The 11341-nt window shown below is 66.9% G+C and carries 12 protein-coding genes; 6 read left to right on the top strand and 6 right to left on the bottom strand.

The window, feature by feature from the left end:
• The first annotated feature begins 5 nt into the window (after positions 1-5).
• The 4 genes from mnmG to QGN17_RS15955 are packed head-to-tail and all read left to right on the top strand — an operon-like array spanning position 6 to position 4019.
• Positions 6-1769 carry a tRNA uridine-5-carboxymethylaminomethyl(34) synthesis enzyme MnmG gene (gene mnmG, locus QGN17_RS15970; RefSeq protein ID WP_281045773.1) on the top strand — a complete coding sequence of 588 codons (1764 nt, stop codon included), beginning with the start codon at positions 6-8 and terminating at the stop codon, positions 1767-1769.
• The gene (gene rsmG, locus QGN17_RS15965) at positions 1766-2359 is read left to right on the top strand and encodes a 16S rRNA (guanine(527)-N(7))-methyltransferase RsmG (RefSeq protein ID WP_281045589.1); all 594 of its coding nucleotides are present in this window, start codon (positions 1766-1768) and stop codon (positions 2357-2359) included. Before mnmG ends, rsmG begins: the two co-directional genes overlap by 4 nt.
• A complete protein-coding gene (locus QGN17_RS15960) occupies positions 2356-3141 on the top strand; it encodes a ParA family protein (RefSeq protein WP_281045588.1) in 786 nt (261 codons plus the stop codon). The genes rsmG and QGN17_RS15960 overlap by 4 nt, the downstream gene beginning before the upstream one ends.
• Positions 3138-4019 carry a ParB/RepB/Spo0J family partition protein gene (locus QGN17_RS15955; RefSeq protein ID WP_281045587.1) on the top strand — a complete coding sequence of 294 codons (882 nt, stop codon included), beginning with the start codon at positions 3138-3140 and terminating at the stop codon, positions 4017-4019. Before QGN17_RS15960 ends, QGN17_RS15955 begins: the two co-directional genes overlap by 4 nt.
• Here the strand turns inward: QGN17_RS15955 and holA are convergent.
• Genes holA through QGN17_RS15935 form a run of 4 tightly spaced genes read right to left on the bottom strand, consistent with a single transcriptional unit; the run spans position 4016 to position 8566 of the window.
• Positions 4016-5041 carry a DNA polymerase III subunit delta gene (gene holA / locus QGN17_RS15950; protein WP_281045586.1) on the bottom strand — a complete coding sequence of 342 codons (1026 nt, stop codon included), beginning with the start codon at positions 5039-5041 and terminating at the stop codon, positions 4016-4018. The two genes, QGN17_RS15955 and holA, sit on opposite strands and share 4 nt — an antisense overlap.
• Positions 5041-5553: an LPS assembly lipoprotein LptE gene (lptE, locus tag QGN17_RS15945; RefSeq protein WP_281045585.1), complete on the bottom strand. Its 513-nt coding sequence runs from the start codon at positions 5551-5553 to the stop codon at positions 5041-5043. The genes holA and lptE overlap by 1 nt, the downstream gene beginning before the upstream one ends.
• A complete protein-coding gene (gene leuS, locus QGN17_RS15940) occupies positions 5550-8087 on the bottom strand; it encodes a leucine--tRNA ligase (RefSeq protein ID WP_281045584.1) in 2538 nt (845 codons plus the stop codon). The genes lptE and leuS overlap by 4 nt, the downstream gene beginning before the upstream one ends.
• Positions 8088-8104: 17 nt before the next feature.
• A complete protein-coding gene (locus tag QGN17_RS15935) occupies positions 8105-8566 on the bottom strand; it encodes a DUF3576 domain-containing protein (RefSeq protein WP_281045583.1) in 462 nt (153 codons plus the stop codon).
• Positions 8567-8789: 223 nt separating this feature from the next.
• On the opposite strand from QGN17_RS15935, the gene QGN17_RS15930 reads away from it, so the two are divergent.
• On the top strand, positions 8790-9482 hold the full coding sequence (locus QGN17_RS15930; RefSeq protein ID WP_281045582.1) for a hypothetical protein: 693 nt from the start codon (positions 8790-8792) through the stop codon (positions 9480-9482).
• Here QGN17_RS15930 and QGN17_RS15925 read toward each other — a convergent pair.
• Positions 9472-9975 carry a thiamine phosphate synthase gene (locus QGN17_RS15925; protein WP_281045581.1) on the bottom strand — a complete coding sequence of 168 codons (504 nt, stop codon included), beginning with the start codon at positions 9973-9975 and terminating at the stop codon, positions 9472-9474. The genes QGN17_RS15930 and QGN17_RS15925 overlap by 11 nt on opposite strands.
• Positions 9976-10035: 60 nt before the next feature.
• Here QGN17_RS15925 and QGN17_RS15920 point away from each other — a divergent pair, with 60 nt between their 5' ends.
• Complete coding sequence (locus QGN17_RS15920; protein ID WP_281045580.1) at positions 10036-10710, top strand: YggS family pyridoxal phosphate-dependent enzyme; 675 nt, start codon at positions 10036-10038, stop codon at positions 10708-10710.
• Here QGN17_RS15920 and QGN17_RS15915 read toward each other — a convergent pair.
• Positions 10707-11339, bottom strand: a complete 633-nt coding sequence (locus QGN17_RS15915; protein WP_281045579.1) for a YjbE family putative metal transport protein — start codon at positions 11337-11339, stop codon at positions 10707-10709. The two genes, QGN17_RS15920 and QGN17_RS15915, sit on opposite strands and share 4 nt — an antisense overlap.
• Between the last annotated feature and the right edge of the window lie 2 nt (positions 11340-11341).

Genomic DNA, 11341 nt, shown 5'->3' with positions numbered 1-11341 from the left:
GCGTGATGGATCGAAAATTTGATGTCATCGTCGTAGGCGGAGGCCATGCCGGATGCGAAGCGGCGGCGGCGGCCGCACGTATGGGCGCACGAGTGGCGCTTGTAGCGCTCGATGTCGCCGCGACAGGATCGCTGTCGTGCAATCCCGCAATTGGTGGCGTCGGCAAGGGCCATCTGGTTCGCGAAGTCGATGTCTTCGACGGATTGATAGCGGCGGCGGCCGATGACGCTGCCATCCACTATCGGATGCTGAACGCCAGCAAGGGTGCCGCCGTACACGGGCCGCGCGTACAGGCGGACCGAACGCTCTTCCGTCGATCAATCCAAGCCCGGCTTGCGCGCCTTCCCCACCTGACAATGATCGAAGGTGAGGCCGTGGAGCTGCGCCTCCGGTCGAACCGCATCACCGGGATCGGGCTCCGGGACGGCCAAATACTCGACGCGCCAGCGGTGGTGCTTGCATCGGGCACCTTCCTCGGCGGGAAGTTGTTTCGCGGCCTCGAGCGCTTCGATGGCGGGCGGGTTGGGGAGCCGGGTGCGCATCGCCTAGCCGTGCAGTTGCGTGATCTCGGCCTGCCGATCGCTCGCTTGAAAACTGGAACGCCCCCCCGGATCGACGGACGCACCATCGATTGGTCACGGATCGCCCGCCAGCCATCGGATGGCGAGAACTGGCGGATGTCGCCGGATTCGTCGGGCGCACGCCAGCCACAATTGTTCTGCGGCATCACCCGAACAACCGACGCGACTCATGCCATCATCCGCGACGGCTTCCACGAATCGCCTCTGTTCAGCGGGGAAATCGAGGGCAGGGGCCCTCGCTATTGCCCGTCGATCGAGGACAAGGTGAAGCGCTTTGGCGATCGTGACGGACACCAGATCTTCTTGGAGCCCGAGACGATCGGTGGTCCGCTCATCTATCCCAACGGGATTTCGACCTCGCTTTCGACCGAAACACAGCAGCGGTTTATCTGCTCCATCCCTGGCCTCGAGCGAGCCGAGATAGCGGTGCCCGGCTATGCGGTGGAGTATGACCATATCGATCCCCGCGTGCTTTCCACCATGCTGGAAACACGGTGTCTGCCCGGACTCTATTTTGCCGGCCAGGTGAACGGGACCACCGGATATGAGGAGGCCGCCGCACAGGGGTTGGTCGCGGGACTCGCCGCTGCCGCCACCGTGCTGGATCGGCCGGCACCCATTTTCGATCGCGCTTCGAGCTATATCGGGGTGATGATCGACGATCTGACGTTGCAGGGCGTGACGGAGCCGTATCGAATGCTGACCGCGCGTGCCGAGCATCGTCTTCACCTCCGTGCCGACAATGCCGAGGCGCGTCTCGCCGATGCAGCATTGGCCGCCGGTGTGGTCGGGGTGGAGAAAGAACGGTCGCTTCGCATGCGTATGGATGCACGCCATCGCGCATCCGCCATCCTCGATTCGCTCGTCACAAAGCGAAAGTGGAACGGCGACTTCGGTGTCGCCAAGGACGCGGCGGCCATCCCTTCGTCCATCCTCGACGAGATTGCGACGAACGAACATTATCGCCCCTATGTCGAGCGTCAGGCTAATGAGGTCGCCCGGCTGCGGCGCGGCGGTGCCCCGCTTCCCGCCACGTTCGACTATGCCGCTGTACCCGGACTATCGAGCGAGATGATCGAGCGGCTATCCAAGGCGCGCCCTGACTCGATCGATCAGGCGAGCCGCATACAGGGGATAACGCCGGCTGCGCTTACGGCCCTGCTCGTTGCCGCGCGAGTCGCTGCATGACGCTCGATGATGTTCCACGTGAAACATCCGTGTTGATCGAGCGACTGAAAGGACTCGTCCTTGCCGAAAGCGCCCGGCAAAACCTGATCTCGGCATCGACGATCGAGTCGTTCGACCAGCGACATATCGTGGATTCGCTTCAGCTCGCGTCTTTCGCGCTGGAGCGGTCTCTACTCGATATCGGATCGGGCGGTGGCTTCCCCGGTCTCGTGCTCGCCTGCATCAACACGTCCCCTGTTCACCTCGTCGAACCCCGCGCAAAACGAGCGGCCTTTCTTCATGATGCGGCCACCGAGCTGGGATTGGGCCATGTCCGCGTCCACGCATCGAAAGTCGAACGCGTCGAACTTGCGCCCGTCAGGACGATCACCGCGCGCGCGGTCGCGAACCTCGACGCGCTGTTCGCCATGGCGCAGCATTTGAGCGACGAAAATACGCGCTGGGTGCTTCCTAAGGGCAGGGGAGCCGCATCAGAACTGGAAGTGGCGCGCCGGACGTGGCAGGGTGATTTCCGCCTCGTTCCGAGCGTGACGGATGCCGAAGCGGCCATCGTCATCGCCGAGGGCGTTCGACGGAGACGGGCTCGATGATTCGTATCGCGGTTGCCAACCAGAAAGGCGGCGTCGGAAAGACGACGACGACGATCAATATCGGAACGGCATTGGCCGCGACCGGATGGAAGGTGCTGGTGATCGATCTCGATCCGCAGGGCAACGCCTCCACCGGGCTGGGTATCGATCGATCGCAGCGCAAGCGGTCTAGCTATGATCTGCTCGTCGGCAATTGCGACGTGATCGATGCCGCGATCGCGACGCGTGTTCCGCGGCTCGATCTGATCGCGTCCACTGTCGATCTGTCGGGTGCGGAAATCGAGCTGGTCGATATCGAACGTCGTGCCCATCGCCTCGACATCGCCTTGTCGGAAGTACCGGAAGGACGGTGGGATGTCGTGCTGATCGACTGTCCGCCGTCGCTCGGCCTGCTCACCGTCAACGCCATGAGTACGGCCAATTCGCTGCTCGTGCCGCTGCAGTGCGAGTTCTTCGCGCTGGAGGGTCTGAGCCAGCTGCTCCAGACGATCGAGCGCATACGCGCCCGCTTCAATCCCGGCCTCCAGATTCTCGGTGTCGCGCTGACCATGTACGATCGTCGCAATCGCCTCTCCGAACAGGTCGCGGCGGACGTCCGTGCCGCGCTCGGCAAGCTGGTGTTCGAGACGAGCATCCCGCGCAACGTGCGGCTGTCCGAGGCACCGAGCCATGGCGTACCGGCGCTGATCTACGATCACCGCTGCTCGGGATCCGAAGCCTATATCGCACTCGCCCGCGAGCTGATGGCGCGGCTGCCGCTGCGCGAACGGGTCGCGGCATGAGCGCCAGCCGTCGCCCATCCGGACTGGGCCGCGGACTGTCCGCGCTGCTCGGCGAAGTCGAACGCGAGCAGCCGATCGAGGCCGGCGAAACGCTGACCGAAGGTGTCCGCCTGATCGCGGTCGCGGATATTCGTCCGCACCCCGATCAGCCGCGCCGCCATTTCGACGAAGAGAAGCTCGACGAGCTGGCCCAATCGATCGCCGAGCGCGGCGTTCTCCAGCCGATCGTCGTGCGCAGGATAGGCGGTGGATACCAGATCGTCGCCGGCGAACGTCGCTGGCGCGCGGCCCAGCGCGCACGCCTGCATGAAGTGCCGGCGCTGATCCGCGATCTCAACGACACCGAGACGCTCGAGATCGCGATCATCGAGAATATCCAGCGCGCCGATCTCAATGCGATCGAAGAGGCGGAGGCCTATCAGCGCCTCGTCTCCGATTTCGGCCATACCCAGGAAGCGCTCGGCAAACTCGTCCACAAGTCGCGCAGTCACGTGACTAACCTGTTGAGATTGCTCGATCTTCCGGCGAAAGTTCGCCAGGAAGTCGCAACCGGCGCACTCAGCATGGGCCACGCCCGCGCGTTGATCACCGCCGAAGATCCGGAGAAGCTCGCCGCCGAAGTGATCAAGCGCGGCCTGTCCGTCCGCGATACCGAACGCTTGGCGCGTACGGAGAAGGGACCGCGCGGCCAGCGCGCCGCCAAGCAGAAGCCGGCGCCCGATGCGGATATCGCGGCGCTTGAGCGGCAATTGGGCGACATGCTCGGCCTTGCGGTGAAGATCGCGCATACCGGGGAGGGCGGTACCGTCACGCTCTCTTATTCGAGCCTCGATCAGCTCGACATGATCTGCCAGCGGCTGAGCGGCGAAAAGATCTAGCGCCGGCTGCGCCCGGCCTGCCGGGCGATGGTGAACAGCTCGGCATCCACCGCGATCGGGCCGGGGCCGGATGCGCGCATGATCTCGCGGCCAGCCTCCGATATGCGCTCGATCGCGCGGGCGATGCGCGTGGAGGGCCAGCGCATCGCGTAGCCGGCCATCTTGTCCTTCTGCTTCCAGAAGATCGCGCGACCGGCCTTGTCCACCGCCTGCGACGGAGAGGCGCCGCGATCGATCTCGGTGCGGATCGCGGCGAGCTGGACGAGCTGCGGCAGCAATGCGCGCACCAGCCCAACGCCTTCGCGCCCTTCCTGTACCAGTCGCGTGATCTCGGCATCGAGAACCGCCTCGTCCCCGCGCAGCACGGCGTCGGTGAAGCGGGTGAGATCGGCTTCCCCCATATCGGCGCCGATCGCATCGAGCATCGCATGATCGGCCTCGCGCGGCTGATCGGGCGAGGCATCGGCGTAGAGCGCGAGTTTCTCGATCTCCGATGCCAGCACCGCGCGATCGCCGCCCGACGACGCGGAAAGGCGCCGTGCCAGCTCGCGCCCGATACGCAGCCCCTGCGCGCGGCCGAGTTCCATCGCCACCTGATCGATATCGCCCGCATCGGGCTGCCAGCTGGCATGGGCCATGCCCGTCGCATGGCCGGAGACCAGCTTCACCAGCTTCGAATCCTTGCGTAGCGCGCCGCCGATCAGCACCACCGGGTTCCCCGCCGCGGGTGCCTCCAGCAGAGCCTCCACGGCCCCCAGGCAGGCATCGCTGGCGCCCTCGACACGAATGTGCCGCGCCCCGCCGAACATCGAGATCGAGGCGGCCTCATCGGTCAGCAGCGCCGGATCGGCGGTGATCTGGGACGGTTCGAGATCGATCCGCTCGGCATCCGGCCCCATAGCCGTGGCCAGCCGCTGCGCGAGCGCGCGCGATGCTGATTCGTCGGGGCCGTAAAGCAGATAGCAGCGGATCGACGGATCGGCCTTGTCGAGCGCGGCGCGGATGGCCGCGTCCTTGGCCATCACCGGTCCTTGTTGTGCCGCGCGAATACCGCGACGCGGGCCACGATCTGATCCGCCACATCGTCCACCAGATTCTCGAGCGCGGTCTGCTCGGCGGCGACGGTGGCGTAATCGGAGCTGACGGCATCGATACCCGCGTCCGATCCGGCGCTCGCATCGAGCAGGGTCGTGCCGGCCGCATCATTGGTGACCAGACGGAAGCGGGCGCGCAGGACACGCCGCTCGCGGGTCACGGTACCCTGCTGGTTGATGCCCAGACCGCTGATCTGATCGCTGAGATCGACCACCAGCTTGTAGCGCGGCGTCTCGCTATGCCCGGTCGCGCCCAGCCGATCGTTGAGCGCATTGCGCATCAGCCAGCCCGACTGGCCGCTGATCGCGCCGACCTCGATCCCCGACAGCTTCTCGGCGACGGCGCCGTGCATGCCGCCCTCATAGAGCGGGTGCAGGCCGCAACCGGCGAGCGGCAGCGCCAGCGCGAGAAGGGGGAGGAGGCGGGCGAAACGCTTCATGCGACCAGATTCACCAGTCGATCGGGAACGACGATCACCTTCTTCGGCTCCTTGCCCTCGAGGAAGGCGATGATCTTTTCCGAACCCAGCGCCATCGCTTCCAGCGACGCCTTGTCGGCGCCCTTGGGGGCGGTGAGGGTGTCGCGCAGCTTGCCGTTGACCTGGATGGCGATGGTCACCTCCTCATCCACCAGCAGCGCCGGATCGACCTTCGGCCAATCTGCCAACGCGATCAGGCCGTCATGGCCACGAGCCGCCCACGCTTCCTCGGCGAGATGCGGGATCATCGGCGCGACCAGCAACAGCAGCGTGTCGATCGCCGCGGTGCGGCTGGCGGACGGCTTGGCCTTCTCCAGCGCGTTGGCCAGCTCATACAGCTTGGCAACCGCCTTGTTGAAGCCGAGTGCCTCGATATCCTCGGCGATGCCGGCGATAGCCTTGTGCAGCTTGCGGTCGAGCTCCTTGTCCTGCCCCTCGGCCGGCTCGCGATCGGCGGCGAGGCGCCATACGCGCTGGACGAAGCGCCACGCGCCCTCGATCCCGGCTTCCGACCATTCGAGGTCGCGCTCGGGCGGGCTGTCGGACAGCATGAACCAGCGCGCCGCGTCCGCCCCGTATTGATCGATGATCGCGGTGGGATCGACCGTGTTCTTCTTGGACTTGGACATCTTCTCGACGCGGCCGACCGTCACCGGCTGGTCCGTGCCGGCGATGAACAGGCCGCCGTCGCGCTTCTCGATCTCATCGGTGCCGACCCAGTTGACCCGGTCGCCCTGTTCCTCGTGAGACACGAAGGAATAGGTTTCGTGCGTCACCATGCCCTGCGTGAACAGGCCGCCGAACGGCTCGGCGAAGTCCAGCAGGCCCAGATGCTTGAGCGCGCGCGTCCAGAAGCGCGCGTAGAGCAGGTGCAGGATCGCATGCTCGATGCCGCCGATATACTGGCCGACCGGCAGCCATTGCTCGGCAATGGCCTTGTCGAACGGCTTGTCCTCGGGCTGGCTGGCGAAGCGGACGAAATACCAGCTCGAATCCGCGAAGGTATCGAGCGTATCGGTCTCACGCTTCGCCGCCGCGCCGCAGGTCGGGCAGCTAACATCGCGCCATGTCGGGTGTCGATCGAGCGGGTTGCCGGGCACGTCGAAGCTGACGTCCTCGGGCAGCACCACCGGCAGCTGGTCGGCGGGCACCGGCACGATGCCGCAGGTGCCGCAATGGATCACCGGGATCGGCGTGCCCCAGTAACGCTGACGGCTAACGCCCCAGTCGCGCAGGCGGAACACGGTGGTGCCCTGGCCCCAGCCGCCTTCCTCCGCCTTGGCGATCACGGCAGCCTTGGCCTCATCGACACTCATGCTGTCGAGGAAACGCGAATTCACCAGCCTGCCGGGGCCGGTATAGGCCTCGTCGTGGATCGGCTTGTCGGCCTCACCCTCGGCGGCCACCACGCGCGGCACCGGCAGCATATATTTGCGCGCGAAATCTAGGTCGCGCTGGTCGTGCGCGGGCACACCCATCACCGCGCCGGTGCCGTAGCCCATCAGCACGAAGTTCGCGACGAAGACCGGCAGCTTCCACTCCGGATCGAAAGGATGCACGGCGTTGAGGCCGGTGTCGTAGCCCTTCTTCTCGGCGGTCTCGATCTCCTCGGCCGCGGTGCCGGTGCGGCGGCACTCGTCGGCGAAAGCGGCGAGCGCCGGGTCCTGCTCGGCCAGCGCCAGCGCCAGCGGATGATCCGCCGCGATCGCCACGAAGCTCGCGCCGAAGATGGTGTCGGGGCGGGTGGAGTAGACCTCGATCCCGTCATGCCCGCCGGCAGCCTGATCCAGCCTGAAGCCGAAGCGCAGCCCCCTGGATCGCCCGATCCAGTTGGCCTGCATCAGCTTCACCTTCTCGGGCCAGTCGGGCAGGCCGTCGAGCCCGTCGAGGAGATCCTCGGCGAAGTCGGTGATCTTGAGGAACCACTGGGCCAGCTTGCGCCGCTCGACCAAGGCGCCCGAGCGCCAGCCGCGCCCGTCGATCACCTGCTCGTTGGCGAGCACGGTCATGTCGACCGGATCCCAATTGACCTCGCTCTCCTTGCGGTAGACGAGGCCGGCTTCCAGCATCTTCAGGAACAGCGCCTGCTCGTGGCCGTAATAATCCGGCTCGCAGGTGGCGAGTTCGCGCGACCAGTCGAGCGCGAAGCCCAGCCGCTTCAACTGCGCCTTCATCGCGGCGATGTTGGCGCGGGTCCAGTCGCCGGGATGGACCTTCTTCTCCATCGCGGCATTCTCGGCCGGCATGCCGAAGGCGTCCCACCCCATCGGGTGGAGTACCTCATGCCCGGTCATCCGCTTGTAGCGGGCGAGCACGTCGCCCATCGTGTAATTGCGGACGTGGCCCATGTGGATGCGCCCCGACGGATAGGGGAACATCTCCAGCACGTAGCATTTGGGCTTGGGCGAGGAATCGTCGGCGCGGAAGGCCTGCGCCTCGTCCCACGCCTGTTGCCAGCGGCCGTCGGCGGCGAGCGGGTTGAAGCGCTTTTCCATAACTTTCCTGTGGGGCGTCAGCCCGAAATGGCGCCGCGGCGCAGGTCACGGGCGCGCTGCAGGATGATGTCCTCCAGCTTCTGCACCGTCTGCGCGGCGACCGGGGCATCGACCCAGTTGCCGCCCTGGTTGACCTCGCGCGAAGCGGCGACGCGCACGGCGTCGGCGCGCAGATCCTGATCGAGGATCGATACGGTGAGCTTCATCCGCTCGCCCGGCGTCTGCGGGTTGGCGTACCAGTCGGTGACGATTACGCCGCCGTTCGAATCCACCTGGGCGAGCGGCATGAACGACACGGTGTCGAGCGCGGCACGCCACAGATAGGCGTTCACGCCGATCTGGGTGATCTTGGACGCGGCCAGATCGGCGCTGAGCGCCTTGGCCTTGTTCTTGTCGTGATGCGCGCACCCGGCGAGCAGCAAAGCGGCGGTCAAAGCGCCGGCGATCGGGCGCAGGGTGCGGGCGGGAAACTGCATCATCAAGGTGCCTTCGGACGCGCGTGGAAGCCCGCATCTATAGAGGCTGAGCGGGCTTGGGCAAGCGCTGCGGACACGTCCGGGCGCGCGAGTCTGTGGACCGCGTGCAACAGGGCATCCAATTCCGGACGGAGCGGCGATCCAAAGCGGTGACATCCGCGTTTGTGCCATGCTAGGCGCCGGATTGCAGGGGAGTTTGTCAGACCAGATGCGTACGAGTCGAATCATGAGCAGGTTGAGCGGGGGGATCGCGATGGCGAGCCTCGCGCTGTTGCTCGTGCCCGGCACCGCGTCGGCTGCCCTCCAGAAGAAGCGTGCGCCCAAGGCTGGCGCCAACGTGTCCGGCTCGATCGGCTCGTTCACGCCGGCCGCCGCCGATCCGCGATTCGGATCGACCTTCGGCCGGGGTGGCCTTCCTTCGTCCGGCTTCCGTTTCACGCCGTCGCTCGGCCCCGGCGCGAGCCGCCGCGTGACCGTCGCGGTGCGCGCGCGGGCGGGTACGTCGGCTCCGGGCGCGACCAGCACGACCAACACCTATGCCGGCTTCACGCCTTACGCCTACAATCTGGGCGTCGCGGTGGGCTGGAAGCGCTTCGCCGTCACCAGCGACTACAGTAAGGTCGATCTCGGCGTCGTGCCGGGCAGCCACGAATCGGCCGATGTCGCGCTCAGCTATGGCGGCAGGCGCTGGAGCACCCGCCTGGCGCTGGCCGCCGACCGCAGCACCGGCGACACCACGCGCCTGATCGGTGGCGAGCAGGGCGTCGCGGTCGACTTCGGTGGCTCCTATTCGATCACCAACCATTTCGACGTGACCGGTGGCGTCCGCTACCGCGTCGAGAAGGACCGGCTGGTGCAGCTTTCCGACGACCGGCGCGACAGCCAGGCCGTCTATATCGGCACCGCCTTCAAGTTCTGATCAGGCCGTCGATCGCGGCCCAACGCGTGATTCCGAGATTTCTCAAAGCCTGAGCACGGCGGTGATTCATGCCGCCGAGCGCGACGATGCCGTCTCGCTCGCGGCCCAGCATCAGCCCGAGCCGAATCGGCCCCAGCGTGCGCGCGCCGGGATGGGACCGCGTGGCAAAGACCGGCGACACGAACCGGAGATCGGCATGGCGCGCGGCGCGCAATTCCATGCCGTCATGAGCCGGTGCGGAGCGAATCAGCGGACGCGCCCCGCGGCGCGGCGAGCGGCCATGAACGCCATCCGCTTTCCAGGCGGCCGCTTGCTCGGGCGATGATGCAAGAATCAATACGAGGCGACGACGACGTGCCACGGCACGCACCTGCTCGTAGAGCGCGCGCCGTTCGCCCGGCGGCACCCCATAATGGCGGAATACGATGCCCGCGCCGCGCGGCAACCGCTCCAGCGCGATCCACAGCGCATCGCCGATCCGCTCGTCCGTCATCAGCAGCAGGTTAGGAAGACGGGCTTGGCGAGGCGGCATCGCCCTCTCTATAGGCGCGCCATGCCCGGAACCGAAGCACCGCCGCGCGAACGCCTCGCCGCCGTCCGCGATACGATCGCCCACACCGCGAAGATCGCCGGCGGGCCCGCCGAGGCGGTGACGCTGATCGCCATCTCCAAGACGGTCCCCGCCGAGGGGATCGAGCCGCTGCTCGCCGCCGGGCAGCGCGTGTTCGGCGAGAATCGCGTGCAGGAAGCGCAGGGCAAATGGCCGGCGCTGCGGACACGCCATCCGGATGTCGTCCTCCACCTCGTCGGCCAGCTCCAGTCGAACAAGGCGGTCGAGGCGGTCGCGCTGTTCGATGCGATCCACTCGGTCGATCGCTCGTCGCTGGTGCAGGCGCTCGGCAAGGCGATGGGCGCGTCAGGCAAGCGGCCCGATTGCTTCGTGCAGGTCAATATTGGCGAGGAGGAGCAGAAAGGCGGCGTCGCGATCGCCGAGCTGCCCGCCCTGCTTGCAGAGGCGCGCGAGGCCGGCCTGCCGATCGTCGGGTTGATGGCGGTGCCGCCCGCCGACGTCGAACCCGCGCCCTATTTCGCGCTGCTCGCCAAGCTGGCGAAGGACCATGGCCTCGCGCGTCTCAGCATGGGGATGTCGGGGGATTACGAGACGGCTGTGCTGCTCGGATCGACCGAGGTCCGCGTCGGCACTGCCTTGTTCGGGGCGCGGGCCTAGCCGCTGCCGAGCAGCGGCGCCAGTTCCGCGCTGCCGCGCCAGATCATGTGCAGCGCAACGTAGAGGATCACCGCCAGGCCGACATAGGCGATCCAGCGATGGCGCCCGATGATCCGCGCGATCAGGTTTGCGGCCAGCCCCATCAGCGCCACCGACAGCACCAGCCCGATCACCAGCACTGCCGGGTGCTCGGCCGCCGCACCGACGACGCCGAGCACATTGTCGAGGCTCATCGAGACGTCGGCCACAGCCACGGCGATCGCCGCGCGGAGGAAGCTGCCGGGCGCGGACTCCGCCGCCGCTTCCGCCTCGCCGATCTCGTCACCGCCCGACCGGATCTCGCGCCAGAATTTCCAGGCGACCCACAGCAGCAGCAGCCCGCCCGCAAGCAGAAGCCCGGTAATTTCGATGAGGGCGGTGGCGACCAGCGCGAAAGCGATACGCAGCACCAGCGCCGCAATGATACCGACGAGGATGACACGCCGCCGGTCGCGCGGCGGCAATCCCGCCGCCAGCGCACCCACCACGATCGCATTGTCGCCCGCGAGGACGAGGTCGATCGTCAGCACCTGAACCAGCGCGGCAAGGCCGGGGCCGGTCAGGATCTCGCCGAAGTCGAAGGCCGGCAAGC

The organism is Sphingomonas oryzagri, from assembly GCF_029906645.1.
Lineage (GTDB): Bacteria > Pseudomonadota > Alphaproteobacteria > Sphingomonadales > Sphingomonadaceae > Solisphingomonas > Solisphingomonas oryzagri.
This window is presented reverse-complemented; position numbering and strand designations above follow the sequence as displayed.

Excerpts from the sequence above, each read along its gene's own strand:
- mnmG (WP_281045773.1), top strand. The coding sequence starts at position 6 with ATGGATCGAAAATTTGATGTCATCGTCGTAGGCGGAGGCCATGCCGGA.
- rsmG (WP_281045589.1), top strand. The coding sequence starts at position 1,766 with ATGACGCTCGATGATGTTCCACGTGAAACATCCGTGTTGATCGAGCGA.
- QGN17_RS15960 (WP_281045588.1), top strand. The coding sequence starts at position 2,356 with ATGATTCGTATCGCGGTTGCCAACCAGAAAGGCGGCGTCGGAAAGACG.
- QGN17_RS15955 (WP_281045587.1), top strand. The coding sequence starts at position 3,138 with ATGAGCGCCAGCCGTCGCCCATCCGGACTGGGCCGCGGACTGTCCGCG.
- holA (WP_281045586.1), bottom strand. The coding sequence starts at position 5,041 with ATGGCCAAGGACGCGGCCATCCGCGCCGCGCTCGACAAGGCCGATCCG.
- lptE (WP_281045585.1), bottom strand. The coding sequence starts at position 5,553 with ATGAAGCGTTTCGCCCGCCTCCTCCCCCTTCTCGCGCTGGCGCTGCCG.
- leuS (WP_281045584.1), bottom strand. The coding sequence starts at position 8,087 with ATGGAAAAGCGCTTCAACCCGCTCGCCGCCGACGGCCGCTGGCAACAG.
- QGN17_RS15935 (WP_281045583.1), bottom strand. The coding sequence starts at position 8,566 with ATGATGCAGTTTCCCGCCCGCACCCTGCGCCCGATCGCCGGCGCTTTG.
- QGN17_RS15930 (WP_281045582.1), top strand. The coding sequence starts at position 8,790 with ATGAGCAGGTTGAGCGGGGGGATCGCGATGGCGAGCCTCGCGCTGTTG.
- QGN17_RS15925 (WP_281045581.1), bottom strand. The coding sequence starts at position 9,975 with ATGACGGACGAGCGGATCGGCGATGCGCTGTGGATCGCGCTGGAGCGG.
- QGN17_RS15920 (WP_281045580.1), top strand. The coding sequence starts at position 10,036 with ATGCCCGGAACCGAAGCACCGCCGCGCGAACGCCTCGCCGCCGTCCGC.